The 25,539-nt window shown below is 65.2% G+C and carries 30 protein-coding genes; 16 read left to right on the top strand and 14 right to left on the bottom strand.

Going from position 1 to position 25,539, the window contains the following annotated elements; all coding sequences use genetic code 11:
* A partial coding sequence (locus XI03_RS15145; RefSeq protein WP_271592545.1) for an SH3 domain-containing protein occupies positions 1-829 on the bottom strand: 829 nt, incomplete at its 3' end.
* Positions 830-978: 149 nt separating this feature from the next.
* Positions 979-2,901 carry an FAD-binding monooxygenase gene (locus tag XI03_RS15140; protein WP_271592544.1) on the bottom strand — a complete coding sequence of 641 codons (1,923 nt, stop codon included), beginning with the start codon at positions 2,899-2,901 and terminating at the stop codon, positions 979-981.
* A 101-nt stretch (positions 2,902-3,002) separates the two neighbouring features.
* Here XI03_RS15140 and XI03_RS15135 point away from each other — a divergent pair, with 101 nt between their 5' ends.
* Both XI03_RS15135 and XI03_RS15130 read left to right on the top strand, forming a co-directional pair.
* Positions 3,003-3,467 carry a MarR family winged helix-turn-helix transcriptional regulator gene (locus XI03_RS15135; protein WP_028144898.1) on the top strand — a complete coding sequence of 155 codons (465 nt, stop codon included), beginning with the start codon at positions 3,003-3,005 and terminating at the stop codon, positions 3,465-3,467.
* Between the two features lie 120 nt (positions 3,468-3,587).
* A complete protein-coding gene (locus tag XI03_RS15130) occupies positions 3,588-4,022 on the top strand; it encodes a COG4315 family predicted lipoprotein (protein ID WP_271592543.1) in 435 nt (144 codons plus the stop codon).
* 68 nt (positions 4,023-4,090) lie between these two features.
* Here XI03_RS15130 and XI03_RS15125 read toward each other — a convergent pair whose 3' ends face one another.
* On the bottom strand, positions 4,091-4,687 hold the full coding sequence (locus XI03_RS15125; protein ID WP_271592542.1) for a L,D-transpeptidase: 597 nt from the start codon (positions 4,685-4,687) through the stop codon (positions 4,091-4,093).
* Positions 4,688-5,058: 371 nt separating this feature from the next.
* On the opposite strand from XI03_RS15125, the gene XI03_RS15120 reads away from it, so the two are divergent.
* Positions 5,059-6,105, top strand: coding sequence for a hypothetical protein (locus tag XI03_RS15120; RefSeq protein WP_271592541.1), 1,047 nt, complete (start codon positions 5,059-5,061; stop codon positions 6,103-6,105).
* A gap of 375 nt (positions 6,106-6,480) precedes the next feature.
* The gene (locus tag XI03_RS15115; protein ID WP_018322949.1) at positions 6,481-6,711 is read left to right on the top strand and encodes a DUF6894 family protein; all 231 of its coding nucleotides are present in this window, start codon (positions 6,481-6,483) and stop codon (positions 6,709-6,711) included.
* Here XI03_RS15115 and XI03_RS15110 read toward each other — a convergent pair whose 3' ends face one another.
* The gene (locus XI03_RS15110; protein WP_271592540.1) at positions 6,712-7,497 is read right to left on the bottom strand and encodes an SDR family NAD(P)-dependent oxidoreductase; all 786 of its coding nucleotides are present in this window, start codon (positions 7,495-7,497) and stop codon (positions 6,712-6,714) included.
* Positions 7,498-7,627: 130 nt separating this feature from the next.
* Here XI03_RS15110 and XI03_RS15105 point away from each other — a divergent pair, with 130 nt between their 5' ends.
* Together XI03_RS15105 and XI03_RS15100 are read left to right on the top strand one after the other, a co-directional pair.
* The gene (locus XI03_RS15105) at positions 7,628-8,017 is read left to right on the top strand and encodes a hypothetical protein (RefSeq protein ID WP_028144903.1); all 390 of its coding nucleotides are present in this window, start codon (positions 7,628-7,630) and stop codon (positions 8,015-8,017) included.
* 108 nt (positions 8,018-8,125) lie between these two features.
* Complete coding sequence (locus XI03_RS15100) at positions 8,126-8,380, top strand: hypothetical protein (RefSeq protein WP_028144904.1); 255 nt, start codon at positions 8,126-8,128, stop codon at positions 8,378-8,380.
* 19 nt (positions 8,381-8,399) lie between these two features.
* On the opposite strand, the gene XI03_RS15095 is transcribed toward XI03_RS15100, so the two are convergent.
* The 5 genes from XI03_RS15095 to XI03_RS15075 form a co-directional block, all read right to left on the bottom strand.
* Entirely contained in the window at positions 8,400-8,585 is a 186-nt protein-coding gene (locus XI03_RS15095; protein WP_028144905.1) for a hypothetical protein, read from the bottom strand.
* 205 nt (positions 8,586-8,790) lie between these two features.
* Entirely contained in the window at positions 8,791-9,072 is a 282-nt protein-coding gene (minE, locus tag XI03_RS15090; RefSeq protein ID WP_028144906.1) for a cell division topological specificity factor MinE, read from the bottom strand.
* Positions 9,069-9,884: a septum site-determining protein MinD gene (gene minD, locus XI03_RS15085; RefSeq protein ID WP_028144907.1), complete on the bottom strand. Its 816-nt coding sequence runs from the start codon at positions 9,882-9,884 to the stop codon at positions 9,069-9,071. The genes minE and minD overlap by 4 nt, the downstream gene beginning before the upstream one ends.
* A gap of 19 nt (positions 9,885-9,903) precedes the next feature.
* Positions 9,904-10,602 (bottom strand): septum site-determining protein MinC, encoded by a 699-nt coding sequence (minC, locus tag XI03_RS15080; protein ID WP_028144908.1) that lies wholly within the window; start codon positions 10,600-10,602, stop codon positions 9,904-9,906.
* A 293-nt stretch (positions 10,603-10,895) separates the two neighbouring features.
* Entirely contained in the window at positions 10,896-11,912 is a 1,017-nt protein-coding gene (locus XI03_RS15075) for an ABC transporter substrate-binding protein (RefSeq protein WP_028144909.1), read from the bottom strand.
* Between the two features lie 100 nt (positions 11,913-12,012).
* Between XI03_RS15075 and XI03_RS15070 the strand changes: the two genes are divergently transcribed.
* The 6 genes from XI03_RS15070 to XI03_RS15045 all read left to right on the top strand — a co-directional run bounded on the left by XI03_RS15070 (position 12,013) and on the right by XI03_RS15045 (position 17,215).
* A complete protein-coding gene (locus tag XI03_RS15070) occupies positions 12,013-12,660 on the top strand; it encodes a TetR/AcrR family transcriptional regulator (protein ID WP_028144910.1) in 648 nt (215 codons plus the stop codon).
* Between the two features lie 80 nt (positions 12,661-12,740).
* Positions 12,741-13,511 (top strand): ABC transporter permease, encoded by a 771-nt coding sequence (locus XI03_RS15065; RefSeq protein WP_271592539.1) that lies wholly within the window; start codon positions 12,741-12,743, stop codon positions 13,509-13,511.
* A 26-nt stretch (positions 13,512-13,537) separates the two neighbouring features.
* On the top strand, positions 13,538-14,575 hold the full coding sequence (locus XI03_RS15060) for an NAD-dependent epimerase/dehydratase family protein (protein WP_271592538.1): 1,038 nt from the start codon (positions 13,538-13,540) through the stop codon (positions 14,573-14,575).
* A complete protein-coding gene (locus tag XI03_RS15055) occupies positions 14,562-15,383 on the top strand; it encodes a GNAT family N-acetyltransferase (RefSeq protein WP_038946596.1) in 822 nt (273 codons plus the stop codon). Before XI03_RS15060 ends, XI03_RS15055 begins: the two co-directional genes overlap by 14 nt.
* Before the next feature lie 6 nt (positions 15,384-15,389).
* Positions 15,390-16,445 carry a dihydrodipicolinate synthase family protein gene (locus tag XI03_RS15050; RefSeq protein WP_028144914.1) on the top strand — a complete coding sequence of 352 codons (1,056 nt, stop codon included), beginning with the start codon at positions 15,390-15,392 and terminating at the stop codon, positions 16,443-16,445.
* Positions 16,442-17,215, top strand: a complete 774-nt coding sequence (locus XI03_RS15045; protein ID WP_193375298.1) for an ABC transporter ATP-binding protein — start codon at positions 16,442-16,444, stop codon at positions 17,213-17,215. The genes XI03_RS15050 and XI03_RS15045 overlap by 4 nt, the downstream gene beginning before the upstream one ends.
* Positions 17,216-17,365: 150 nt before the next feature.
* Here XI03_RS15045 and XI03_RS15040 read toward each other — a convergent pair whose 3' ends face one another.
* The 3 genes from XI03_RS15040 to XI03_RS15030 form a co-directional block, all read right to left on the bottom strand.
* Complete coding sequence (locus XI03_RS15040) at positions 17,366-18,457, bottom strand: TRAP transporter substrate-binding protein (protein ID WP_152103044.1); 1,092 nt, start codon at positions 18,455-18,457, stop codon at positions 17,366-17,368.
* Positions 18,458-18,634: 177 nt separating this feature from the next.
* The gene (locus tag XI03_RS15035; RefSeq protein WP_018322933.1) at positions 18,635-18,892 is read right to left on the bottom strand and encodes a hypothetical protein; all 258 of its coding nucleotides are present in this window, start codon (positions 18,890-18,892) and stop codon (positions 18,635-18,637) included.
* 66 nt (positions 18,893-18,958) lie between these two features.
* On the bottom strand, positions 18,959-19,909 hold the full coding sequence (locus XI03_RS15030) for a DUF2778 domain-containing protein (RefSeq protein WP_028144917.1): 951 nt from the start codon (positions 19,907-19,909) through the stop codon (positions 18,959-18,961).
* A gap of 189 nt (positions 19,910-20,098) precedes the next feature.
* Here XI03_RS15030 and XI03_RS15025 point away from each other — a divergent pair, with 189 nt between their 5' ends.
* Positions 20,099-20,542, top strand: a complete 444-nt coding sequence (locus XI03_RS15025) for a DUF1810 domain-containing protein (RefSeq protein ID WP_038946590.1) — start codon at positions 20,099-20,101, stop codon at positions 20,540-20,542.
* Here the strand turns inward: XI03_RS15025 and XI03_RS15020 are convergent, their stop codons facing one another.
* Complete coding sequence (locus tag XI03_RS15020) at positions 20,543-21,319, bottom strand: crotonase/enoyl-CoA hydratase family protein (RefSeq protein WP_271592537.1); 777 nt, start codon at positions 21,317-21,319, stop codon at positions 20,543-20,545.
* A gap of 39 nt (positions 21,320-21,358) precedes the next feature.
* Positions 21,359-21,841: a tautomerase family protein gene (locus tag XI03_RS15015; RefSeq protein WP_152103045.1), complete on the bottom strand. Its 483-nt coding sequence runs from the start codon at positions 21,839-21,841 to the stop codon at positions 21,359-21,361.
* A 101-nt stretch (positions 21,842-21,942) separates the two neighbouring features.
* Between XI03_RS15015 and XI03_RS15010 the strand changes: the two genes are divergently transcribed.
* From XI03_RS15010 to XI03_RS15000, 3 genes are all read left to right on the top strand, one after another.
* A complete protein-coding gene (locus XI03_RS15010) occupies positions 21,943-22,554 on the top strand; it encodes a TetR/AcrR family transcriptional regulator (protein ID WP_028144921.1) in 612 nt (203 codons plus the stop codon).
* A 14-nt stretch (positions 22,555-22,568) separates the two neighbouring features.
* Entirely contained in the window at positions 22,569-23,354 is a 786-nt protein-coding gene (locus XI03_RS15005) for a 2-keto-4-pentenoate hydratase (protein ID WP_028144922.1), read from the top strand.
* Between the two features lie 97 nt (positions 23,355-23,451).
* A complete protein-coding gene (locus XI03_RS15000) occupies positions 23,452-25,533 on the top strand; it encodes a methyl-accepting chemotaxis protein (RefSeq protein ID WP_271592536.1) in 2,082 nt (693 codons plus the stop codon).
* The last annotated feature ends 6 nt before the right edge of the window (positions 25,534-25,539 follow it).

Genomic DNA, 25,539 nt, shown 5'->3' with positions numbered 1-25,539 from the left:
TCACGCTTGGCTGGGCGACATGCGGCGTCGCGGGACGCGCTGAAGGCGCGGCCACACGCGGCGCTTCTTGCGCGCGGGCCATCGGCTGCGAGCGCACCGTAGCGCGGGTCGCGGCGTGCTCGCGCATCATGCGGGCTTGTGCATCACGCGGATTGCGGGTCTGCACATTGGTCCGCTCATGCGCGATGCGCTCACTTCGTCCAACGCGGGCCCGGTCGGGCGAAACCGCAGCGCCGCGCTTGGCGATCGCAGCGTCGCGCTTGGCGATCGCAGCGTCGCGCTGTGTGGTCGCGGCGTCACGCGTTGAGATCGCGGCGGCCCCCTTGCCGCGCACACCGCTGCGTTCGAGTGCGATCGCGGCGTCGCGCGTTGCCGCCCGGCCGATGCGGGCAGCACGCGGATCGATCGTCATCCGCGTCGCGACGCTCTGATGCGAGGTCCAGTAATTATTCCAATAGGCATGGCGTCGATACCAGGGACGTCCCCCATAGTAACTCGACCAATACGAGGTCAGCACGAAGGGAACGACGGGCACATCGATCTCGTCGACATAGTCGGGGAGATAGACGTAGTGATTGCGATAGAGATATTCGAGATATTGCGACGACACCCAGCCGCGATCATCAGAGAAGCTGACGTCGCACCAGGCATTGCCGCGCAGGCAGCCATGGATGTTGACGCGGGCGCCCCCGGGGACGCGATCGACCAGGGGAAAGCCCGAGCCCGGTCCGGCGCGCAGGCCGGTCGAGACGGTAACGATGCCCGGCGCGGCCAATGCGGCTGTCGGGACCAGCAAAAATGCTGCAACTAAAGCGGTTCTGAACTTCATGGCGCATTCCTCCTTTGAGAGGCGGAACGCGCCAGCGGAACAGGTGTTCCGCGCACGAGGGTCTCATCCGTCGAAAGACTGAAACGCACGCCGCGCGCGGTTCAATATTCATCCGCCGTTCATCGACCTGCGCAGACGCAGCTCGACCGTCACTTGATCCGCAACATGAATCCGTCGAAGTAGGACGCGAGCCCGGCATAGTCATCGAGCGGCAGTACGCTTGCGACATACTGGTCGGGCCGCACCACAACCGCGCAGCCCGCCTTCCGATCGATGCCGCGCATCGCAAAGACGTCGTGGCCGCTCTTGAGGTCCGGACAGAACATTTTCTCGTAATCATACAAGCCATAACGGCCCTTGCTTGGGAGCAACATGGGTGGCATTGCCTCGATCGCGAGCTCTCGATGATCCTGCTGAAACACTGCGCGCAGATCGATCACGCTGTCGATGTCGAGATTTCTGGAGGTATATCGCCGGATCGGCGATTCCCGGGACTCGGCGAAAAAATTGCACAAGCGACGAATGGCCGAGTCCAAGGCAGCGGGATTCTCAGCGGGCGAGAACGCGTAGATCCGAAAACGACCGTCGGCCTGCGCGGCATGACCCAAATGCATCGGCTTTGCGTCCGCAAGTCGGATCACGGGCGCCGAGTGGAAGCGCTTGCCGATGATGAATCCCTCTGCGAGGTGCTGATGCGAGGCTGCACCGGTGAGAATCGATGGCGTGTAATGTGTCGCCGTGCCCGCGGTGTAGCGGCCATGCCTGACAAAATAGTCCTGTGTCCTGGCTGCGTCGCCGCCACCCGCTTTTGCTGACGAAGCCAAAAGTCCCGCCCACTCGCGATCGAAATCGATCAGCTCTTTCGCAACCGCCTGACGCTCCGCCGAATAGGAATGCATCAGGCTCGGGGCGCACTGCTTCCGGAGGACGGCGGCAAGCTTCCAGCCCAGATTGAAGGCGTCCTGCATCGAGACGTTCATGCCCTGCCCCGCCTTCGGGCTATGCGTATGGCAGGCATCGCCGGCGATGAAGACGCGCGGCAGGCGCGTTGCGATCTCGGCTTCCGGCACGTCGTCGAACTTGTCGGTGAGACGCTGGCCGATCTCGTAGACCGACCACCAGGCGATCTCCTTCACGTCGAGCGTATGGGGCTTCAGGATCCGCTGCGCTTTCGCGATCACGTCATCGGCGGTGACGTTGCGGCTGGCGACGCGCTCGCCGACATCGAGCTTGGCGAGCTCGACATAGATGCGGACCATGTAGCCGCCTTCGCGCGGAATGATCAGCAGGCTGCCGTCCTTCGCCGATTGGATCAGCGACTTGAAGCGGATATCCGGGAAATCGGTCACCGCCAAGACGTCCATCACGCCCCAGGCGTGGTTGGCGGAATCGCCGTGCAGCTCGCGCCCGATCGACTTGCGCACGGTGCTGCGCGCGCCATCGCAGCCAACGACATAGCGCGCCTTGATCTGCTCGACCTTGCCCTCGCTTGCGGCATCGACGCGTTCGAGGCGCACGGTCACGGCATGGTCGGCTGGACCTGCAGCCTGCTCGACCTCGAGGTCGAGCAGGCGGCGGCTGTAGTGAGGGGCGAGCTTGGCCGGCGATTTCCGCATCACGTCGAGAAAGCCGTCATGGATGCGCGCCTGGTTGAGGATGACATGCGGGAATTCGGACAGGCCGTCCTCGACGTCCTGCACCCGGCCGCTGCGGACGATGGTCTCGGGCTGGCCCTCGTCCGGCTTCCAGAATGTCGTCTCGTTGACCCAATAGGCCTCCTTCAGCACGCGCTCGCTGAAACCGTAGGCGTGAAACATTTCCATGGTGCGGCAGGCGATGCCGTCGGCCTGCCCGACCAGCAAGCGATCCGGCTTCTGCTCGACGATGCAGGTCTTGATCTCAGGGAATTGCGCAAGCTGGGCGGCGAGCGTGAGGCCGGCCGGTCCACAGCCGACGATGAGGACATCGACCTCGCCAGGCACGGCGCCCGCCGCGGCCGGGGCTTGAACGCGCTCGGCGGGGTCGGCGATGTCAGGGTCGCCCGGCTGAAATCCATTCAGATGGAATTGCATGAGGCTCTCCCGTCAACCTTCTGTTTTGATATTGCTCAGTATGCTGACTATCAGTATGCTTGTCAACGATCGTACGCCGTCCTGCCTCCGAGGAGAATTCGGTGAAAGACAACAACGACATGCCCGGGCATCTGGCGCGCCGGTTCCAGCAGATCGCAGTCGCGGTGTTCCTGGCCGAGGTCGAGGATGCCGGCTTCGATCTCACGCCGGTGCAATACGCCGCGCTTGCGACCATCAAGGCCAATCCGGGGCTCGACCAGGTGACGCTTGCAGGGCTGATCGCCTATGACCGCACCACCATCACCGGCGTGATCGACCGCCTCGTGCAGAAGGGACTGGCCGAGCGCCGCGCTTCCAGCCGCGATCGCCGCGCCCGCGAACTCGAGATCACCGACGAGGGCCGGCGCACGCTGCGCAAGATCACCCCGGCCGTGGAATCGGCCCAGCGCATCCTGCTGCGTGGCCTCAGCGCAAAGGAGGGCGAGGATCTGATGCGGCTGCTGCGCAAGGCGATTGCCGCCGGCAACGATCTGAGCCGCGCGCCGCTCCGCGATCTGCAGGCATGATCCGGTATTTTTGTACGTAATTGTCGCAGGCCTGCGAAACCAGGAACTAACCTTCGGCTGTTACGGTCGGCAACATTCTGCGCTTAACGCGCGATTAACTTTGCCGGTCGGGAGATCAGGATGTTCAGGTTCCTCATTGCGGCAGCGGCCGTCGCGCTCTCGACCGGTCATGCGCTTGCAAACGGCCATGGCGGCGGCGATGCCGCTCCTCCGCCCAAGCCCGAAGCGACGACCGCACCGGCGAAGGTGGTCCTGACCAAGCAGGGCCCCAAGCTCGTCGATCTCAAGGGCATGACGCTCTACTATTACGAGCGCGACACCACCGGAAAGACGTCGAACTGCAACGGCAAATGCACCGAGAACTGGATGCCGTTGCCCGCAACGGCCGACGCCAAGGCCATTGGCGACTTCACCGTGATCAGCCGCAACGACGGCAGCAGAATGTGGGCGTACCGCTATCGCCCGCTCTACACCTCGGCCGCCGACAAGACGCCGGGCGACGTCAACGGCAATGCGACGACGCTGCAATGGCGCGTCGCCCGGCCCGGCGAATAAGCAAAGCTGCCATCAGCGTGCCCGCATGCGCACGATGATCAACTCGTCGGGATTGGGACGCTGTGCGCTCACCCGCGCCAGCGCGCGCCGGTCTCGGCCTGCGCGTTCTGTCCGGGCGGCAGCACCACGACCATCGAATTGAGCTTCACCCGGTCGTAGAGATCGATCACGTCCTCGTTGCGCATCCGGATGCAGCCGGACGAGATCGCCTGCCCGATATATTCGGGCTGGTTGGTGCCATGAATCCGGTAGAGCGTGTCCTTGTTGCCGGAATAGAGATAGATGCCCCGCGCGCCCAAGGGATTGGCGGGACCGCCGGGAACGCGCGCCGGGTACGGCCCGAGCCGCGCCTGGATATCTGCCGTCGGAACCCAGTCCGGCCATTCCGCCAGGCGACCGACCCGCGCGATGCCGGAGAACGCCATGGCTTCCTCGCCGACCGCAACGCCGTAGCGGATCGCCTTGCCCTCTGGCAGCACGTAATAGAGATAGCGTGCGTCGGTATCGACCAGGATGGTACCCGGTTGCTCCTTGCGCTGGTAGTCGACGACGTGACGGAGATATTGTTCGGGCACATTCGCTTGCGCGTAAGGCGTGTGCGCAAGCAACTGCCGGTCGCGCGGCGTCATGCTCGCGTCGGTCGACGGCGAAAGTGTGGCTTGCATGCAGCCGCCCAGCGGCAGCAAGGCAACGACGAACAAGGCGATTAAAGATCTTGGCACCGCCGGCCCCCGATAGCGGATAGCAGCACCCCCAGCATCCCCAGATGCTGCCAAAATCGTGCTGAAAACAAGGCAGCGCGGAACACGTGCGCGTGTTCAACAAAAGGGGTTCCATCACCACAAACGGCGGAAGACCGTCGCATCATCTCCATCCCCTCGCCTTGCTTTGGTCAAACCCGGCTGGACTCGTGCGTCATCGTGCGAGGCTCATCCGGTTGGGATGGACTCACCCCAAATAGATCGGCTCGCGCCAATGCGGACGACCAGTATTTCAAGCGCCCGGCCTTCAAACACCGGGCTTCAAAGGAGCTGCGATGCTCGCGACGCTGAACCCCAAGCAAATCGTCGATGAGATCGTGAAGGACACGGTCAAGGACAAAGATCCGCACGACGCGATTCAGATTTCGCCCGACATTGTGCTGGCCTCGCGCCCCGTCAGCGTAGCGCCCGCGCTGGCGCCTGACATTGCGACGCGTCCGGAGCCGAAATTCGCGCCGGAGCCCAAAGCCTTGCTCGAGCGCAAGATCTCTATTGAGCCCAAGTTCAGTCCCGTCTCGGAGCCGCAGGCGGCGCCCCCGCCCTCTGTCGACACGGCCGTCCGTGTCGCGGCGAGCGATGGTCTCGGTCCGCGGAAGCGATCCGCCGCGGGCAAGTGGCTGCGCGGCGCTTTCGTCACGTTTCTGTTTGCAGGCGGTAGTGCGGCCGCCACCATCGCCTGGGAGAAACACGGCGACACCGCCAAACAGATGTTCGCCGAATGGACACCGGCATTGACGTCGCTGCTGCCATCGACATCGCAGACCGCGCCGGTCGCTGCCGCGCAGGCCGCACCGCCCGTGGAGCAGGCCGCCCCGCCCGCACCGCAAGCGGCAACCGATCAAACGGCCGATCAATCGGCGACACCGCCCGCAGTCCAGGTCGCGGCCGCTGCGCCCGCAGCGACGCAGCCCGATGCAGCGCAGTCGGTGCAAGCGATGACGCGCGACCTCACCGCGATGGCGCAGCAGATCGAAACGCTCAAGGCCAACATCGCCGAGTTGAAGGCCGGACAGGAGCAGATGGCGCGCGAGATGGCAAAACCGCCTGCGCCGAAGCCGGTAGCTGAGGTCAAGCCTGTTGATCCGCGCACACGTGCTGCTGCGGTCCCACCGCGAGCTCCGTCACCGCCGCCGGTTCGCAAACCGAAACCGGTCGTGTCACACACCTACATGCCGGCCTATTCGCCCGCGCCGCTCGCAGCTTCGCCGCCGCCTTCGCAGGCTGCCGCGATGCCGCCGCCGCCAGCCGCACCTGTTACCACGACTCAAGCCGTCGCCGATGACGATGGACCGGTCGTGCGCCCGCCGATGCCGTTGCGCTAGACCGAGACCGCGCAAGCAGCACGGCGCGCTGCGACAACGTCGCGTAGGCTGTCCGAGTCGATGTGATGCGTTGAGTCCGGACAATTACGGAAAGCGATTTTTCTCGCTTAAGAGAAAAGGCCGTCGGGATCTATGCCGGCGGCCTTCTCTTGCAGCTGCCGGTTCCCGGAGCCCGGTTCTGCTGCAATTCCATGCCTTATGATCACGCCAACATATTTAATTAAATGTTAAGGCCGTCAGACGCTGCACATCATTTCTGCGCCATAAGCACAGAGATTGCGCGGTCCGTTCATCGGTAGATGTCGACTCAGTGGTACCATCCGACATGTGTTGAGACTTCCACTGAAGCTCATCTCGTCACACCGGGGAATTCGGATGCCGTACTACTCTTTCGATCTTGTGGTTGGTGGAGAGTTCAGGAACCAGGGCGGAATCATCCTCGAAGACATCGAGGTTGCCTCCGATCGCGCCGACCAGCTCGCCACCGAGCTGTCGCAGGTGAAGCCGGAGCTGCAGCAAAAGGGTTGCGCGGTGCGCGTTACCGATCGCGACGACAACGAGCTTTACCGCACGCCGCTCGATCCCGTGCCGGCCTGGCGCCGCTGACTACTCGTCAAGCGCCGGCGGCTCGAACCAGTTCGTCAGCGACAATCCGCCGTCGACGACGAAGGCTGCGCCGGTGACGTAAGCGGAGAGCTTGTTCGACAGGACGGTAAGCGCCATCGGCGCAAGGTCATTGGCCTCGCCGAGACGCCCGAGCGGAATGTGCCGCGCCAGCGCGGGATCCGCGACGAACCCGCCGGCGGCGATCGCGCCGGGCACCAGCGCATTGACGCGGATGTCGTGGCGGCCGAACGTCTTGGCCAACTCCTTCACCAGCATCGCCATCGCCGCCTTCGCCGTCGAATAATGCGGCAGGTTGCGCGGCGTGCCCGCATGCAGCGAGGTGAAAAACAGGAACGAGCCCGGCCGCTTCGCCGCGATCAGCCGCTTTGCGAGTTCGCGCGCCAAGTGAAAGCCGGCATCGAGATTGACGGCATGCATCTGCTGCCAGATCCTGCGATCGACCGCGAGCGCATGATCGGCCTCTCGCCGCGGCGGCGATGCGCTGTGGACGAAATGCGTGATCCCGCCCAACGCAGCGTCTGCGGTAGCAAGCAGCGCGTCGCACGCATCCAATTCGGCGAGATCGCCGACCCAGGGCACCGCCAGTTCTGGCCTCTTGCTCGCGCCGATCGCGGCGCTCACCCGCTCCGCGCTGATGTCGGCAAACACGGTCCGGACGCCCTCGCCAACCAAGGCCTGCGCGATGGCGCGCCCGATGCCGTTGCCCGCGCCGGTGACGAGCGCTGTGTCGCGGGCAGGATCGAATGGCGTGCTGAACAGGCTCATGTCGCTCTCCGAGGCCGGGATGCGGGCCACGATAGCGCACCGCGCCGGGGCGCGACAAATTCGCTCCGGCACCATTGCGGAGCAGCCCGCCGGACGCTAGCCTCCCAAAAAAATGGAGGAGATACCAAGGATGCGCTACGGTTTCCTGATGGCTGGCCTGTTGCTGATCGCCGCTCCGGCCAAGGCCGAGGACCATCTACGCTCGACCTATGTGACCCTGGTCCTGCAGGCCTTTGCCACCAAGGTCGAATGCCCGGGCACGGACGTCGTCTACCAGGATCTCGTACAGAAGGCGGCGCAGATGAAGCTGCCCGACGGCACCACCGAGAAGGTGCGCAAGGCAATTGCCTGGATGCATACCGGCGGCAAGATGGGCGAGAAGCAGGACGACGATCTGATGGCCGAGGTCGCGGTGGCGACCCAGGCGACCGATCTCAACCAGCGCCGGCTCGGCATGCCCAACTGGTGCGAGGCCCAGAAGACCAACCTCGCCGGCCTGATCCGGGCCAAGGGCGGCTAGCAAGCCGGCTGTCGCGGCGTTAAGCACACCGCGACGGAACCTGCGTTTCGGCCAATAATCGTCACATTCCTCGCCAGCATGCGGGCTCCTTCGCACAGGAGAAGCCCCATGCGGATGACGCATCTCATGGTCGCCGGCGTGCTCGCGATGAGCGCAGCGCTGGCCGCCCCGGCACAGGCAAAGAACTCCGACGCCCAAAAGGGCGAGGACAAATCGACCACCTCATCGTCCTCATGCAGCGCCTATCAGCAGGCGCCGGACGGATCGTGGGAGCAGCTCCCCTGCAAGGAGGCGGGCGAGCGCGGCCAGCCGCAGACGCAGCAACGATCCCCGGCACGGGGGCCGGATCGCGAGGAACGCTGAAGCGTTTCCGGTCCGGCGATCAGCTCTGGTGCGGCCCGCGGATGATCTTCATGGCGTCGGCGATGTGACGCCATTCCTTGGCCTCGTCGGCCTCGCCGCGGCCGTCGCAGGCCTGGGCCTGCTCGGCGGCCTTCGCGATCGCAGCAAATCCATGCCGCTCGAGCATCTGCCGCGCGACGGTGTGGACCTGGACCTCGGACATCATGGGCGCTCTCCCGTCATGAGGATACCGCGGCGCCCGGCTCGGCGCTCCGCGTCTCACATAACGATCTCGCCGTGATCACCGTTCCGGCGTGCCGATCACATCGGCACGCGCTGGAATTGGACCGCCCATAAAGACAAAGGCGGCCCGCTATGCCCAGCGGACCGCCCTCTCACCCACCCAAAGCTGGGAGTCGCCGGCCGCGTCCCTACGCGACCGCCGCTTTCTTGCGCTCGAAGTCGTTGGGTACCTCGATATCGACCTCCAGGGTCGATACCTCGTCGCCGCGCTCGAGCCGGACGATGACCTTGGTCGGGTCCAGCATGACGTGCTTGGACACGACGGCGAGAATTTCCTCGCGCAGCACGCCGAGCAGATCGGGCTGGCCACGCATTCCGCGCTCATGGGCAAGCAGGATCTGCAGCCGTTCGCGTGCGACGGGTGCCGAGGCCTTCTTGCCGCGGAGAAGTCGAAGCAGACCCATGCTCATGCAGCCCTCCGTCGCAGCAGACGATCCATCAGACCTCTGCGCTCGGCGGGAACATGCATCGTCACGTTCTCGCCGCAGAGGCGCTTGGCCGCGTCCATATAGGCCCGCGCCGGCGCTCCATCCGCATTCGACAGCGTCACCGGCGTGCCGACGTTGGAGGCCTTCAACACGTCCTGGCTCTCGGGGATGATGCCGAGCAGGGGCGTTGCGAGGATCTCGAGGATGTCCTCGATGGTCAGCATCTCGCCGCGCGCGGCGCGCGAGGGGTCATAGCGGGTGATGAGGATGTGCTTCTCGACGCGCTCGCCCTTCTCGGCCCGCACGGTCTTGGAATCGAGCATGCCGATGATGCGATCGGAATCGCGCACCGAGGAGACTTCCGGGTTGGTCACGATCACGGCCTCGTCGGCAAAGCGCATGGCCATGGAGGCGCCGCGCTCGATACCGGCCGGGCTGTCGCAGATGACCCAGTCGAAGCGGGCGCGCAGATCGTCGATGACCTTGCCGACGCCCTCTTCCGTCAGTGCGTCCTTGTCGCGGGTCTGCGAGGCCGGCAGCAGCCAGAGGTTCTCCAGCCGCTTGTCCTTGATCAGTGCCTGCGGCAGTTTGGCGACGCCCTGCACCACGTTGATGAGGTCGAATACAACGCGGCGTTCGGCGCCCATCACGAGGTCGAGGTTACGCAGGCCGACGTCGAAATCGACGACGACGACCTTGTCGCCGCGTTGCGCCAGCGCAGCCCCAAGGGCGGCGGTCGTCGTGGTCTTGCCGACGCCCCCCTTGCCTGATGTCACGACCAGTACCTTTGCCATTTCTGAAATCTCCTTCTGGTCAGTTCAGCGCGGTAATTCGCATGGTGTTGCCCTGCAGCCAGGCCTGGGCCGGCTTGCCGCGCAGGGCCTCGTCGATATCGTCGGCGGTCTGATAAAACCCATCGATTGCAAGCAGTTCGGCTTCGATCTTCTGGCAATAGATGCGCGCGCTCGTGCGACCGTTCACGCCCGCCATGGCGCGGCCGCGCAGCGCGCCATAGACGTGGATGGAACCGCCGGCGACGACTTCGGCACCCGACCCGACTGAGCCGAGGATGGTGACGTCGCCTTCGGGAAAGATCACGGTCTGGCCCGAGCGCACGGGGGTCTCCAGCAGCAGTGACGTCGGCTTGGCGTCGGCCTTCGTCTCGGCCTTCTTCGGCGCGTTCGGCTCGATCACGCAGCTGCGCCCGCCCGAGAGCAGCGGCGGCATCATCGGGGTCAGCCTCGCCTCCTCCACGCCCTCGATGCCGAGCACGCGGATGTTGCGGTCCTGAAGGCTGGTGAGCAGATGGCCGATCCCGGACTGGCTGAGGTCGACCGAGGACAGGTCGATCACCACGGGCCGGCCGGCAAAGAAGCCCGGCGAACGCGCAATGGTGGCATCGATCTCGTGCAGCCAGTCCTGCACCGGAACCGTCGGCGTGAACACGAAGGCCACATAGGAGCGCCCGCGCAGGCGCACCATTTGGCGTTGAGGTTTGACTGCAGCCTCCATATCGGCCGACTCGTTCCCAGTTATTGAATGGTTAACGATGCGGCGGATATGGTTAACGGCCGGTTAATTTCTCCGCGGGGTTACGTGGGGGCAGCCGGTATTGCGCTCTCGTGTCCCGGACGCGCTGCGACGCGCAAGCGTTGCTGCGCCGAGCCGGGACCCAAGCCACACGGGTTGCTCCGGCGAAATGGGCCCCGGCTCTGCAGCGCACCGCCGAAGAGGCGCTGCGCTGCGTCCGGGGCACGAGATGAGGAATGCGGCGCACAGCGTTTGCAATGACGGAGGTGCCTCCCCTACTTCTTCACCTTGCTCGCATCCATCTTGATGCCCGGATCCAGCATCTTCGTCGTGAACGCCGTCGTCACGTCGAACGGCTTCTCCATGCCGAGATAGGTCTGGACCAGTTCATAGTCCTTCTTCATCCGCTCGCCGTCGATCCAACCGAGCGATTTCGTCGTCGTGAACTCGTCCGTCATCAGGAACTTGATGCGCTCCCACTGGCGCTCCTGGTTCGCCTGGTCGAGACCGGAGACCTGGTCGAGCAGTGCCTTCAGGCACGGCGCGACGTCGGCGACGCAGGCCGCAAAGGCCTTCTGCGTGACGCGCACGAACTCCTCGACGACCTTCGGGTTCTTCTGCAAGTACGCGCCGTTGACGATCAGCGAATTGCCGTAAGGGTTGAGCCCGATGTCCTTCCAGTTGACGTAGCCGAGGTCGGCCCCGAACTCGATCACCTTCAGATCGTGCTCGTTGTAGAAGTCGCTGATGATGTCGACGGTGTGGCTCTTCAGCGCCGCGATCTTCGCGGTTGGCCCGACATTGACGAAGCCGACGGAATCCGGCGCGATGCCCGCAGCCTTGGCGAAGGCTGGCCACATCACGCGCGAGGCATCACCGGGCGGATTGCCGACCTTGTGGCCGGCAAAATCCTTCACGCCGTTCACGCCGTAGCTCTTCAGCCAGTAGAAGGTCTGCCCGGTATTGGCATAGACGCTCATCACCGCGACGGTATCGGCGCCCTTGCTCTTGGCCACCAGCATGGTGGCGAGATCGGCGACGCCGAAGGGCGAGCCGCCGGAGCCGACCTTGGCGGCGGAGACGCCCGAGCCCTTGCCGGTCTCGATCGTGAGGTCGATGCCTGCCTTCTCGTACCAGCCTTGCGCCTTGGCATAATAATACGGCGCGTGATCGGCCGTCGGCGTCCAGTTCAGGATCAGATTGACCGCTTCGCCCGCATGCGCGGGCGCCGCAGTTGCACCGAGCATCAGGGTCAAGACCAGGGCCGAGCCCACCGCCTGCAAACGCTTCATCGCATCTCTCCTCGTTGCCGTGACCCGGCTTGTCGCTCTCCCCTTGTGAGGATACCAATGCAACAAGCCTGTCCTCCACTTGTCAACTGTTTGGTTGGAAATGCCCGCAAAACGATCTGGCGACACCGTGCCGCAGCGCCGCGACCCCGTCGCCACCCGCAACAAGCTGCTGACCGCGGCGCGGCTGGAATTCGCCCGGCACGGCTTTGCGGGCGCCCGCGTCGACGAGATCGCAATGCGCGCCGGCGTCAACAAGCAGCTCGTCTACCATTATTTCGGCGACAAGGACGCGCTGTACCTCGCAGTGCTCGAATGGGTCTATGAGGATATCCGCGAGCAGGAGCGGAAGCTCAATCTCGAAGGCCTGCCGCCGGAGAAGGCGATCCGCAAGCTGATCGAGGCTTCGTTCGACCATCTGGCCGCACACCCTGATTTCATCGTGCTTTTGAACGACGAGAACCGCGGCGGCGCCCGCCATGTCCGCGGCTCGACACGGCTGGAAGCGATGCACTCCCCGCTGGTGAAGAGCGTCTCCCACATTCTCAACGAGGGGGTGCGCGCGGGCGTGTTCCGCAAGGGCATCGATCCCGTCCAGCTCTATATCTCCATTGCGGGCCTCAGCTATTTCTTCTTCTCCAACACGCCGACGCTGTCGGCGATCTTCGGCAAGGACCTGTCGAGCCGCACCGCACGGCGCGCCCGCCGCCGCCATGTCGCCGATCTGGTGCTGCAGTCGCTCCGGCCATAATCAACCATCTGGTTGAAACTTCCCCGGAAGGCGGCTAGGCTTGCGACCTGCGGCGTCGCCGCGCCAACAGGGAGCAATCGGTGACAGGAGACAGCGCACGCGCCTCGCGCAGCTTTGCGATCATCCTGATCGTGCACCTCGCCGTGCTCGTGCTCTGGCAGGTCGCGGTCGACGCCTTTCACGTGCCGAAATTCATCCTGCCCTCGCCGCTGGCGACGGTGCAGACGCTGGGGACCGCGAGCTACGCCTGGGGCGCCAACACGCTGGTGACGGCGATCGAGATCCTCGGCGGCTTCGCACTCGGTGCCTTCGTCGGCGTCGCGCTGGCCGTGATCTTCAGCTGGGCGCCGCTGCTCAGCCTGGTGCTGCTGCCGCTGTTCGTGACGCTGAACATGATCCCGAAGGTCGCGCTCGGCCCGCTCTTCATCGTCTGGTTCTCCTACGGCATCATTCCGAACATCCTGATCGCCTTCAGCATCTGCTTCTTTCCGATCCTGCTCACCACCGCGCGAGGCCTGCGCGAGGTCGAGCCGGATTTGCTCGATCTCGTCAAATCCCTCCGCGGCTCGCGCTGGACGCTGTTCCGCAAGATCCAGCTGCCGGGATCGCTGCCTTACGTGTTCTCCGGCATGAAGGTCGGCGCCATCCTGGCGGTCGCCGGCGCCATCGTCGGCGAGTTCATCGCCTCCGAGCGCGGGCTCGGCTACCTCATGATCCAGGTGCAGTCATCGCTCGACACGCCCGCGATGGTGATGGCCGTCGTGCTGCTGACGCTGCTCGGGGTCGCTCTCTACGGCCTCGTCCTGGTCCTCGAACGCATGTTCGTGGTCGGTGACGCAAGACAAACCTGACAACGGCAGAACCAAGGGACAAATCCATGCTGCTCACCCGCCAGACGCTGCCGAAGACCATCCCCGATATCGCAGCCCTCGACGAGCTGCTGTGCCGTCCGACGCAAGCGCTGATCGACGACCTCGCCAAGGTCGAGGGCGACATCATGGTCCTCGGCGTCGGCGGCAAGATGGGTCCGACGCTGGCCGGGCTGGCCAAAGCGGCCACGCCCGATCGCCGGATCATCGGCGTGGCCCGCTTCAGCGACGCCGGCGTGAAGGACTGGCTGCACGCGCGCGGCGTCGAAACCATCAATTGCGACCTGATGGACGAGAAGGCAATTGCGGCGCTGCCGAAGGCGCCGAACATCATCTTCATGGCCGGCCGCAAATTCGGCGCCGAGGGCGATCTGTCGCTGACCTGGGCGATGAACGCACACGTGCCCGCCCTGGTCGCCCAGGCCTTCTCGTCCTCGCGCATCGTGGCGTTCTCGACCGGCTGCATCTATCCCTTCGTCGCTGTGGACGGCAAAGGCTCGACCGAGGACATGGCGCCGAACCCGCCCGGCGAATACGCCCAGTCCTGCGTCGGCCGTGAGCGCATGTTCGAGTATTTCTCGCACAAATTCGCAACGCCGGGCCGGCTATTCCGTCTCAACTACGCGATCGACATGCGCTATGGCGTGTTGCACGACATCGCGACGAAAGTGCTTGGCGGCACGCCGATCGACGTCAGCCTCGGTCATGTCAACTTCATCTGGCAGGGCGATGCCTCCGCGCAGGCGCTGCGCTGCCTTGCGCACTGCACCGCGCCCACATCGCCGATCAATGTCAGCGGCCACGAGATTTTGGCGGTGCGCGATCTTGCCCAGAGATTCGGCGCAAGATTCGGCCGCGCGCCGGTGCTGACAGGCAAGGAAGAGCCGACGGCATGGCTGACCGACACGTCGAAGGCGGTCGAGCTGTTCGGCCTTCCGGTCGTCGACACCGAACAGTTGATCGCCTGGACCGCCGATTGGGTCTCGCGCGCCATGCCGAGCCTCGGCAAGCCCACCAAATACGAGGTGCGCGATGGCCGTTACTGACGTCCCGCACATCGTCCAGCTCGGTGTCGACGACGCGATCGCGGGGTTGGCGTTGTCGACGGAAGCGCACTGGAACCAGACCGACGAGGACTGGCGCATCTTCCTGCGCGACGGCGTCGTGTTCGGCATTCGCGACGGCATGCGGCTGGTCGCAACCGCAGCACTGCTGCCCTATTCCGGCAACAACGCCTGGATCAGCATGGTGCTGGTATCAGGCACGCATCGCCGCCGCGGCCTTGCCACCCGTCTCGTCGACGCCTGCCTGGAGACGGCGCGTCAGAACGGTCTGACCAGCTGGCTCGACGCCACGCCCGACGGCGCTGCCGTCTACGGACCGCTGGGGTTCACGCCGACCCTGCAATTGCGTCGCCTGAAGCTGTTGAAGCCTGCGCGGGCCGAAGCGCCGCCATCGTCATCCGCGACCATCGAAGCGCTTTGCGTGCGGGACCTGCGGGCCACCGGTTTCGACCGGACTGCGCTCCTCTCCGCCTTCGCACAACGTTCCGGCTCGCGCATCGTCGGCGCCAACGGCGCCATCGCGCTGGTTCGCGACGGCCGGACCGCCCGCCATATCGGCCCGTTGTTGGGCAACAATGCCGCGGCAGCTCTGGCTTTGGTTGACGCGATCGTGCGCTCCGAGACCAGCCCGCTCCTGCTCGACGTCGTCGCGTCGCAAGACGCGTTCCTCGAAGGATTGACCGCCTCCAGCTGGACCATCGAGCGCCCGTTCCAGCGCATGCGGTTCGGTCCCGCCACCGTCACGGGCGAGGAAATGCCATTCGCCGTCGCCGGCCCTGAATTCGGATAGGACATCATGCATCACAGCCAGATCAACAGCGACATCCGCAACCTGATCACTGAGGGCACCGTGATACCGGCGCATCCGCTCGCACTCACTGCTGCGCGCCAGCTCGACAAGACGCACCAGCGTGCGCTGACGCGCTATTACATCGACGCCGGCTCAGGCGGCCTAGCGGTCGGCGTGCACACCACGCAGTTCGCGATCCGAGACGTCGGTCTCTACCGTCCGGTGCTCGAGTTCGCCGCCGAGACCGCGGCGAGCTGGACCAAGCGACCGCTGGCGATGGTCGCAGGCCTCGCGGGTCCGACAAGACAGGCGGTCACCGAAGCCCGCACCGCGCGCGACATCGGCTATCATGCCGGACTGCTCAGCCTCGCCGCGATGAAGAGCGCCTCCGAGGACGAGATCATCGCGCACTGCACGACGGTCGCCGCCGAGATCCCGCTGGTCGGCTTCTATCTTCAGCCGGCCGTCGGCGGCGTCATCCTCTCCGCCCGGTTCTGGCAGCGCTTCGCCTCGATCGACAACGTCATCGCGATCAAGATCGCGCCGTTCAACCGCTATCGCACCCTCGACGTCCTGCGCGGCGTCGCGGCCGCGGGCGCGCTCGACCGCGTCGCGCTCTACACCGGCAATGACGACCACATCCTGCTCGACCTGATGCTTCCGTTCGATCTGCGCGACAACGGCGTCACCACGCGCACCTACTTCAAGGGCGGTCTGCTCGGCCATTGGTCGGTGTGGACGGCGAGCGCGATCAAGCAGTTCGAACGCTGCAAGGCGGCGCGGCACAAGGATAGCGTGCCGGCCGACCTGCTGGCGCTCGATGCCCGCGTCACCGACTGCAACAGCGCCTTCTTCGACGTCGCCAACAATTTCCACGGCTGCATCGCCGGCTGCCATGAAGTGCTGCGGCGCCAGGGCCTGATGCAAGGCCTGTGGTGCCTCGATCCGGACGAGGGCCTCAGCCCGGGTCAGAAAGAGGAGATCGACCGCGTCTATCGCGCGCACGCCGACCTCAGCGACGATGCCTTCGTCGCCGCCAATCGGGACAAGTGGCTGGCATGAGCCCAGACCCCTTCATCAGCCTGCAGGGCGTCCGCAAGGTCTATCGCAGCGGCGGCGCCGAGTTTCTGGCCGTGTCGGACGTCACCATGGACGTGCAGGAAGGCGAGCTGGTCTCGCTGGTCGGCCCGTCCGGCTGCGGCAAGACCACGGTGATGAAGATCCTGGCTGGCCTGCACGGCGCCGACGGCGGCACGGTGAAGATCGGGAACGCCAAGAGCCCGTTCGATCCGAGCCGCGACATCGGCATGGTGTTCCAGCAGGCCTTGCTGCTGAAATGGCGGACGATCCTGGACAACGTGCTGTTGCCGGCCGAGATCGTCGGCCTGCCCATGAAGGCGGCGCGCGAGCGGGCGCGCGACCTGCTCAACCTGGTCGGGCTCGCCGGCTTTGAACAGAAATATCCGCAGCAGCTGTCCGGCGGCATGCAGCAGCGCACCGCGATCGCGCGCGCCTTCATTCACGATCCAAAGCTGATCCTGATGGACGAGCCGTTCGGCGCGCTGGACGCGCTGACGCGCGAGCAGATGAATCTGGAGATGCTGCGGATCTGGCGGGAGAGCGGCAAGACCATCGTCTTCGTCACGCATTCGATCCAGGAGGCGGTGTTCCTGTCGTCGCATTGCGCGGTGCTGACGGCGGGACCGGCGAAGATGGCCGACTATTTTCCGATCGACCTGCCCTTCCCGCGCGATCTTCCGCTGAAGACGACCGATGCGTTCGGCGCCTATGCAAGGCGGATCTATGCGAAGCTGGGTCTGGGCGCGGTGTAAGGCGCCACACGACAGGTGCCGTAGGGTGGGCAAAGCGGAGCGTGCCCACCAATTCTATGAAACGCGGGGCAGTCGTGGGCACGGCGCAAGCGCGCCTTTGCCCACCCTACGAGAGCCGGGCGCGGCGTTGTCACCGCGCCCTCCTCACAATCAGCTCTTGTTGCGCATCTTGCTGAGCAGATAGTTGTCGTAGAAGTTCTCCGCGATCTGCGTATAGAACAGCAGCTCCTTCATATACGCGTCGTGGCTCTCCTTGGTCCGCTTGAACAGGTCGCTCTTGGCAGCGAGCTCGTTCAGATGGTCCTGGGTCGCGTTGTAGCAGGCCTCCAGCACCGGTTGCGGGAACGCCTTCAGCTCCGCGCCGTTGGCGATCAGCCGCTTCAGCGCCGCCGGATTCACGCTGTCGTATTTCTCGAGCATCCAGGCGCCGGCCGCCGAGGCGGCCTGGTTGACGATGGCCTGATACTGCTTCGGCAGCGATGCCCATTTCTCATCATTGACGATCATGTGCAGCATCGCGCCGCCCTCCCACCAGCCGGGGAAGTAGTAGTACTTGGCGACCTTCTGAAAGCCGAGCTTCTCGTCGTCATAGGGGCCGACGAATTCGGCGGCGTCGATCGAGCCCTTCTCCAGTGCCGAATAGACGTCGCCGCCCGCGAGCTGCTGCGGCACGATGCCGAGCCGTGCCAGCACATGGCCGCCCATCCCGGCGATGCGGAATTTGAGGCCCTTGAGATCGTCGACGGTCTTGATCTCCTTGCGGAACCAGCCGCCCATCTGGGTGCCGGAATTGCCGCAGAGGATGGCGTGCGCCTTGAACGGTTTCAACGCCTCGTTGGTGAGGTCGGCGCCGCCACCGAAGTGCCACCACGATTCCTGATGGCGATGGTTCATGCCGAACGGCGCGCCGGTGGCATAGGCCAGCGCCGGCTCCTTGCCGATGTAGAAATAGAGCGGCGTCTGCGCCATCTCGACGGACGCGACGCTGACGGCATCGAGCGCCTGCAGACCGGGAACGAGCTCGCCTGCCGCGAAGGTCTGGATCTGAAATTTGTTGTCGGTGGCCTCGGCGACGTATTTCGCGAAGGTCTGCGCCGTGCCGTAGATGGTGTCGAGCGACTTCGGGAAGCTCGACGTCAGGCGCCATTTGATCTCCGGCGCGCCCTGCGCGATCGCAGGTGCGCCAACCAGCGTCGTCGCGCCGGCAACCGCGCCGCCCTGGAGGAATGTACGGCGTTTCATGATGGGTCTCTCCCTGAACTAAATTTCAAACATATGGGCTTGCGGCGACGATCTTCGCGGACCGTTTGCCCGTTCCCAAAGCAGAGTTCAAGATGCGCGAGGACAAGATGCGCGAGGACATGGGTCCCGGATGACGCTGCGCTCCCGCCGGGCAACGAGACTGTGAGCTGAAAGGCTTCAGAGCAGCTTGGCGCTGACGAACAGCGCGCGCACGGCGTTGGTCGCCTGCACCGCCAGCATCGCGTTACCGGCTGCGCCTTCCAGAGCCTCGACGGCGTCCTCGTGCAGGGAGCGGAATTCCATCCATTCGACCGACTTGAAGTTGGTGAGGAATTGATAGGCCTGACCGACGGTCGCGATCGCCAACGTGTCGCCGTTCAGCTTGATCTTGAACGTCGTACGCAGCGGGGTCTCGGAACTTGATGGATCACTCATGGGCTGCTTCTGGACGATGACGGCTTAACGAAGGGGAAACGGCAGCCCCGCCGCAGCAGGCGAATATCAGGAGTCGGTGCTGGCGCGCTGCGAGGCAGTCGCAGATCCGCTCAGGCTCGGCACCACGACCAGGCGGTTGAACTCGCCATTGTCGTAAGCCTTGAGGAAGCGATCATAGTCCTTGATCGAGACGCAGCCGTTGGAATCGCCGCGCGGCCCGAGCATGTAATTGTGGGTGAGAAGGCCGACGCGGCCGAGCGCGCTTGTGCCATCGGTGGGCGTCAGGCGCAGCGCGCGGACACCGTGGAACAGCTTTTCGCGCGGCTTCAGGTCGTAGGTTGCGGGTGGAGTCGCGCCGACCATGCGCTGGTCGACATGATTGGGGTCGTCCATCAGCGCGCCCATGCCGGAATGGGCTTCCAGCGCGACGCCGCTCGGCAGGTAAAGCGCCTTGGCCTTGATGTCATAGACCGCCGTCCGCGAATCGTAGCCGAGGGCGGCCAGATCCGGCGCCTTGCCGAACAGGCCGTCGCCGGGCGTCAGCGAGGCCAGCCTGATCTTGTCGGTGAATTTTTCGAAGAAGTTGCGATTGTCGACCCTTGGGTTGGTCTCGGCATAGGCTTGGCTGGACGCGATCTGGGCGGAGAAGTCCGCCTGCGTCGGGCGCGAGCGCGGCATCGGGATGGCGTCGGCACGCTGCGACGGCCGCGTCTCGTCAACCACGTGCCGGTCGTCATCGGTCAGGGTCGAGCGCCAATCGTCGCCCTGGAGCTTCTGGGCGAGCATCGCCTTGGCATCGCGGAGCTTGAGCTGGACCGCACTCAGGGCGGAACGCTCCATCGTCCGCAGGCCAAGCTCGCGGGCGGGCGGATTGCCGGACGCCGACGCGAAACGGTCCTCGAAAGACGGGCTATTGGCCGGCGGCAGTGCAGCGGTGACCAGCGGGGTCGTGTCGCCGATATCGACAACCCAGGCAGCAGCCCCCAGCGCCAGCGCGACGGCGGCCAGAGACAGCAGAACTCTCTCGGCTCGCCCGACACGGCGGCGCGACAACAGCCTCTCGGCATGTGCTGCGTCGGAAACCATCAGATCCCCAAATCGACCCCCGGGGGGCCCAACCCCCGCCCGGAGACTCTATACCAGCTACCACATTGGGAGCCAAAAGTTAGGCATAATCGCGGCCGGCAAGGCCCTCCAAGGTATCCAATGACCGATCCTTTCGATCTAGAGCGCTTCGTAACGGCCCAGAACACGGTTTTTCGCGACGTCCAGGGGGAGCTGGCCCGGGGCCGGAAGCAGACTCACTGGATGTGGTTCGTCTTCCCACAAATCGCGGGCCTCGGCTTCAGCGCCATGTCGCAGCGCTACGCCATCGGCTCGCGGGCGGAGGCGAAGGCCTATCTCGCGCACCCCGTCCTCGGTCCGCGCCTGGTCGAATGCACCCGCCTCGTGCTCGCCGTCGACGGGCGAACCATCAACGCCATCCTCGGTGCGCCTGACGATGCCAAATTCCGCTCGTCGATGACGCTGTTCGGCGCGGTCTCCGATGAGCCGGTTTTCGGCGAGGCACTCGCCCGCTATTTCGCCGGCGAGCGCGACGCCGCAACGCTGGAGATCCTGTCGAAGCTGGATCGGCAAGCTCCGCGTTGATCAACGTCCCTGGAAGATGGCGGCACGACGCTCGATGAAGGACTGAATGCCTTCCTTCGCGTCCGCGCTGCCGAGCACGCGGGCACGGATCTCCGGAATGTAGGCGATCGCCGCCGCCTCGCCGCCTTCGACGTACTTGGCCGCCGCTTCCTTGGTGACCTGGATGCCGAGCGGCGCATTGCGCGCGATGACGGCGGCAAGCGCCATCGCACGCTCGACCTGCTCGCCTGCCGGCACGACCTCCTGGACGAGACCGATCGCGTGGGCCCGCTCGGCCGAAAATTCGTCGCACAGGAACAGATGGTACATCGCGTCGCCCCAGCCGGCGCGCGACAGGAAGCCGAAATGCGCTCCGCCAAGCGGCGCGATGCCGCGCTTGGATTCCATCTGGCAGAAGCGCGCATCCGCGGCGGTCACCACGATGTCGCCGGCGAGCATCAGCTCGATGCCGATGGTGAACACGATGCCCTGCACGGCGGTGATAACAGGCTTGCGGCAGCGCTTGGCAAGGCCAAACGGATCGACATTGCCTTCCCGGATGTTGCGCTTCTCCGCGGTTGGCCCGAAGAATTTCGGCATGTCGAGACCTGCGGTGAAGTCCCTGCCCTCGGCGCAGATCACGCCGACGCGGTAGGCATCGTTATTGTGCAACTCGGTCAGCGCATCGGACAATTGCTCCATCATCACCGGCGTGAACGCGTTTTTCTTCGCGGCATTGTCGATGAGGACCTTGAGAACATGGCCGTGCACCTCGGTGCGGATCTGTCCCTCGCTCATGTGTGTCTCTCCATGATTGTCGTTCGGTGTCGGCGGGCGTCAGGCCGACGGCTGAATCGCCCCGCGGATCGCCTTGATCCGCTCCGGCGTGAACACGCCGGATTCGAGCAGTTGAAGGATCGAGAGCACGCCACCCCGCGATCCCCAGCTTCCCTCGTCGATGACCTCGAAATTGACCCACCAGGTGGGCGCCGGCGTCTGCATGCCGCAGGCCTCCGCGAGCCGCGCGAGCACGTTGCGGATCACCTCGGCGCGCACCTCCGCCGGCCAGGCCGCGTTCATCACCGCAATCCTGACGGTGATGATGTCGCGCGGGCTGTGCTGATCGGACAGGAGCTGGCCGCCGATCGCCATGCAGTCAGCCGCCAAGTCGTGGAAATGGACCTGAAAGCCCATTCGCGCGGCCGCCACGTGCTGGCCGATCTCAGGCTCGAGCACGGCATCGGTCAGGCTTTCCGCGAGGCGGCGGCGCTGGGTCAGGCTGAGCCGGCCCGCAGGCGCGGTCACGGTAATGATGGTCAAAAGGCGCCCTCCAAAAGAATTATGACGATCGTCATATCTCAGTCCCGCTTGCTTATGTCAAGCGTCATAGTCTAGATCAGAACGCCGACCAGGGATTTCCCATGACCTCCACTACCCGCGACAAGATGATCGCCGGCGCCGCCGATTTGATGAGCCGCCGCGGCGTCAACGCCACCAGCATGCGCGACGTCGTCCGCCATACGGCGACGCCGCGCGGCTCAATCAGTCACCACTTTCCGGACGGTAAGCGGCAGTTGATCGCCGAGGCCGTGACCTTCGCCGGCAGGGAGGTCGCTACTCCTCTGGAGAAAGCCATGCGCGATCGCGGCGTGATCGACGGCCTGCGGGCCTTCGTCGCGTCCTGGCGCCGCCGGCTCGAGGCGACCGGCTTCAAGGCCGGATGTCCGGTGCTCGCGGTCGCCGTCGATGGCTATGTCGGGGAGGCCTCCGACAAGGACGATGAGGCGGCGCAGCAGCATCTGCTCGACCTCGCCGACGGGGTGTTCGCCGAGTGGCGGCAAATCATGCGCGCAGCCTTGCTGCGCGAAGGGCTGGCCGCAGAGCGCGCCGAGCGGCTAGCGACACTCGTCGTCGCCGCGATCGAAGGCACGGTCGCCATGTGCCGCGCCAACCGCAGTGCCGATGCGCTCGATCAGGTTCAAGAGGAACTGGAGACGGTGCTGGACGCCGCCCTCGCCCGCACCAACGGATAGATTGGAGACGCACCGTGGACCTTTCCCGACAGCGCGAACTCGCCCGTCATCTCGCCAAATTGCGCCGCGAGGGCCGGCAGCAAAGCGGCCTCGAAGAACGGCTGGTCCCGCCGGATGCAGACACGGCGTACCACGTTGCACGGATGGTGGAAGAGGAATTGGGCTGGGATGTCGTCGGCTGGAAGATCGCCGGCATGAAGCCCGGACTCCAGCGCCAGCTCCGCATCTCTTCGCCGATCTATGGGCGAGTGTTCGCGCCTCTGATCAAGAGCTCGCCCGCCAGCGTCGAGCACGCCAGGCAATGCAGCCCGATACCGGAAGTCGAGTATCAGGCACGTCTCGGCGCCGACCTGCCACCGCGCGCGAAGCCCTATGCGGTGGGTGAGGTCGGCGACGCCGTCGCCTCGTTGCATCCCGGCATCGAGCTAGCGGAGTGCCGCTTCGTTCACGATGCGGCATTTCCCGCAATGCCGGCGATCATGGCGGACGGCTCTGGATCGGGAACGATCGTGCTCGGAGAGCCCATCACCGACTGGCGCCACCGCGACATCGCCAATCAGCACGTCATCCTCAATTGCAATGGCGCCGAGAGGCGTCGCGGCTCCGCTGCAGAGGCGATTGACCATCCGCTGGTGCCGCTGACCTGGCTTGCCAACGAGCTGTCGCGGACAGGCATCGGTCTCAAGGCCGGCCAGACGATCAGCACGGGCACGCTGACTGGCATGCTGCGGCCGAAGGCTGGCGAAACCTACGTTGCCGATTTTGGTCCGCTGGGATCGGTAAGCGCGACCTACAGTTGAGAGGGCGCCATCGGCCTGAGCGTAAACCCGAGATTAACACGGGCATCCTAACTTTCGGAGAATATCTTTCTCCCCCGCGCCAATTGCCGGATAGATCATGAAAATCGGTACGCTCCTGACCACCGCCATCGTCTCGCTCTCGACCGTGGGCGGCGGCCTCGCCGTCTATGTTGCCGTGACCAAGTACCAGACGATGGAGCGGATCAGCGAGGCGCAAGGCCGCCTGGCGATCGTCCGCGCTGCCAGCGACATCCCGCGCTATCTCAACCCCGAGCGCGGCTTTTCCACCAACATCCTCTACGGCCCTGCCACCATCGACCCTGCGCTGCTCGCCGAACAGGACAAGCTGCGCAAGCAGACCGACGGCGCCCGCGACAGGATGAACGCGCTGCGCAAGGAGCTGCCCGGCTCGTTCGACGACGGCAACACCATCGGCAGCAACATCGATGGCATCAATGCGAAATTCACCGCCTTGCGCGAGGCCATCGACAAGGCGCTCACCGGGCCGGCGGAGGCCCGCAAGGACGCGGCCAAGAAGATCGTCACCGACAATGCCGTGCTCAACAGCGGCGTGACCGCGCTGCTCAACGAGCAGGTCCGCCGCATGGCGATCCTAAACGGTGATGCCTACCGGCAGGCCAGCTACGCCAATACCGCCATGACGTTGCGCGACGTCGGCGGCTTCAACTCCAGCCTGCACAAGAACCTCGTCGGCGGCAAGAAGCCGGCGACCGACGCCGAGAAGGCCGACATCGGCCGCTCGCAGGGCCGCAACGACCAGCTCGTGATGGCACTACTGGAGTTGCGCGGCAATCCGGCAACGCCGGCGAACGTCGGCGCTGCGCTCGAAAAGTTCAATTCGATCTATGTCGAGGAATTTGGCCGCGAGCTCAAGCTCGTCAAGGACGGCGCGGTCAGCGGCAAGTACGAACACGACATGGACACCTATTACGCCGCCACGCAGCGCGGCCTCAGCACCATCATCGAGGTCCGCGACGCGTTCTACGATAATGCCGAGCAGATCCTCGCCGGCGCCTCCTCGGCCGCGCGCACCAGCTTCACCATCGCGCTTGCAGGCCTTGCCGCCGTGCTCGTCGCGAGCGTCGGCCTCATCGGGATGGTTCGCCGCCGCGTCTGCGCGCCGATCGTCAGCCTGACGAGCCGGATGTCGCGGCTTGCCGAGGGCGAGGTTGCGGAAAGTATCCCCGGCGCCGCGCGCTCCGACGAGATCGGGGCGATGGCTGCCGCCGTCCAGGTCTTCAAGGACAACATGATCCGGGCCGACCGGCTCGCGGTCGAGAAGCAGGTCGAGAATGACGGCAAGATGCGCCGCGCCCAGGCGCTCGACGAGCTCACCCGCGCGTTCGAGGCCAAGGTCACCGAGCTCGTCGGCGGCCTGTCCCGGGCCTCCTCGACCATGGAAAGCACCGCACAGTCGATGACCTCGACGGCGGCCCAGACCAACAGCCAGGCCGCGGTCGTCGCCACAGCGTCGGAGCAGACCTCGACCAACGTGCAGACCGTCGCCAGCGCCACCGAAGAGCTGACCTCCTCGATCTCCGAGATCGGCCGTCAGGTCGCACAATCCACCGAGATCGCGGCCCGCGCCGTCGAGAACGCCCGCCGCACCGGCGACACCGCACGCACCCTCGCCGAGGGCGCGCAGAAGATCGGCGACGTCGTCACGCTGATCCAGAGCATTGCCGAGCAGACCAACCTGCTCGCGCTGAACGCGACCATCGAGGCCGCCCGCGCCGGCGAGGCCGGCCGCGGCTTTGCCGTGGTCGCCTCCGAGGTGAAATCGCTAGCGGGCCAGACCGCCAAGGCCACCACCGAAATTTCCGAGCAGATCACGGCGATCCAGACCGCGAGCGACGAGACCGTGGCCGCGATCCGCAACGTGGCCGACGTCATCGGCGAGATCGACCAGATCGGCACCGCGATCGCCGCGGCGATCGAGGAACAGGGCTCGGCGACCAAGGAGATCGCCCGCAGCGTCCAGGAGGCCGCCCGCGGTACCCAGGAGGTCAACACCAACATCGCAGGCGTGCAGCGCGCCGCCGACGACACCGGCGCAGCCGCAAGGGAAGTGCTCGGCGCCGCCGAGCAGCTTTCGACGCAGTCGCGCGATCTCGCCGGCCAGTTCGACCGCTTCCTCGGCGAGGTCAGGGCGGCGTAGACAAGT

The organism is Bradyrhizobium sp. CCBAU 65884 (assembly GCF_028128835.1).
Lineage (GTDB): Bacteria > Pseudomonadota > Alphaproteobacteria > Rhizobiales > Xanthobacteraceae > Bradyrhizobium > Bradyrhizobium ottawaense.
This window is presented reverse-complemented; position numbering and strand designations above follow the sequence as displayed.

Bases quoted from the DNA above. Each gene is read 5' to 3' on its own strand.
- XI03_RS15100 (WP_028144904.1), top strand. From the start codon at position 8,126: ATGCGGATGACGCATCTCATGGTCGCCGGCGTGCTCGCGATGAGCGCA.
- XI03_RS15075 (WP_028144909.1), bottom strand. From the start codon at position 11,912: ATGAAGCGTTTGCAGGCGGTGGGCTCGGCCCTGGTCTTGACCCTGATG.
- XI03_RS15020 (WP_271592537.1), bottom strand. From the start codon at position 21,319: ATGAGCGAGGGACAGATCCGCACCGAGGTGCACGGCCATGTTCTCAAG.
- XI03_RS15040 (WP_152103044.1), bottom strand. From the start codon at position 18,457: ATGAAACGCCGTACATTCCTCCAGGGCGGCGCGGTTGCCGGCGCGACG.
- XI03_RS15105 (WP_028144903.1), top strand. From the start codon at position 7,628: ATGCGCTACGGTTTCCTGATGGCTGGCCTGTTGCTGATCGCCGCTCCG.
- XI03_RS15095 (WP_028144905.1), bottom strand. From the start codon at position 8,585: ATGATGTCCGAGGTCCAGGTCCACACCGTCGCGCGGCAGATGCTCGAG.
- XI03_RS15055 (WP_038946596.1), top strand. From the start codon at position 14,562: ATGGCCGTTACTGACGTCCCGCACATCGTCCAGCTCGGTGTCGACGAC.
- XI03_RS15060 (WP_271592538.1), top strand. From the start codon at position 13,538: ATGCTGCTCACCCGCCAGACGCTGCCGAAGACCATCCCCGATATCGCA.
- minC (WP_028144908.1), bottom strand. From the start codon at position 10,602: ATGGAGGCTGCAGTCAAACCTCAACGCCAAATGGTGCGCCTGCGCGGG.
- XI03_RS15130 (WP_271592543.1), top strand. From the start codon at position 3,588: ATGTTCAGGTTCCTCATTGCGGCAGCGGCCGTCGCGCTCTCGACCGGT.
- XI03_RS15110 (WP_271592540.1), bottom strand. From the start codon at position 7,497: ATGAGCCTGTTCAGCACGCCATTCGATCCTGCCCGCGACACAGCGCTC.
- XI03_RS15035 (WP_018322933.1), bottom strand. From the start codon at position 18,892: ATGAGTGATCCATCAAGTTCCGAGACCCCGCTGCGTACGACGTTCAAG.
- XI03_RS15025 (WP_038946590.1), top strand. From the start codon at position 20,099: ATGACCGATCCTTTCGATCTAGAGCGCTTCGTAACGGCCCAGAACACG.
- XI03_RS15120 (WP_271592541.1), top strand. From the start codon at position 5,059: ATGCTCGCGACGCTGAACCCCAAGCAAATCGTCGATGAGATCGTGAAG.
- minD (WP_028144907.1), bottom strand. From the start codon at position 9,884: ATGGCAAAGGTACTGGTCGTGACATCAGGCAAGGGGGGCGTCGGCAAG.
- XI03_RS15115 (WP_018322949.1), top strand. From the start codon at position 6,481: ATGCCGTACTACTCTTTCGATCTTGTGGTTGGTGGAGAGTTCAGGAAC.
- XI03_RS15045 (WP_193375298.1), top strand. From the start codon at position 16,442: ATGAGCCCAGACCCCTTCATCAGCCTGCAGGGCGTCCGCAAGGTCTAT.
- XI03_RS15000 (WP_271592536.1), top strand. From the start codon at position 23,452: ATGAAAATCGGTACGCTCCTGACCACCGCCATCGTCTCGCTCTCGACC.
- XI03_RS15070 (WP_028144910.1), top strand. From the start codon at position 12,013: ATGCCCGCAAAACGATCTGGCGACACCGTGCCGCAGCGCCGCGACCCC.
- XI03_RS15125 (WP_271592542.1), bottom strand. From the start codon at position 4,687: ATGCAAGCCACACTTTCGCCGTCGACCGACGCGAGCATGACGCCGCGC.
- XI03_RS15140 (WP_271592544.1), bottom strand. From the start codon at position 2,901: ATGCAATTCCATCTGAATGGATTTCAGCCGGGCGACCCTGACATCGCC.
- minE (WP_028144906.1), bottom strand. From the start codon at position 9,072: ATGAGCATGGGTCTGCTTCGACTTCTCCGCGGCAAGAAGGCCTCGGCA.
- XI03_RS15010 (WP_028144921.1), top strand. From the start codon at position 21,943: ATGACCTCCACTACCCGCGACAAGATGATCGCCGGCGCCGCCGATTTG.
- XI03_RS15050 (WP_028144914.1), top strand. From the start codon at position 15,390: ATGCATCACAGCCAGATCAACAGCGACATCCGCAACCTGATCACTGAG.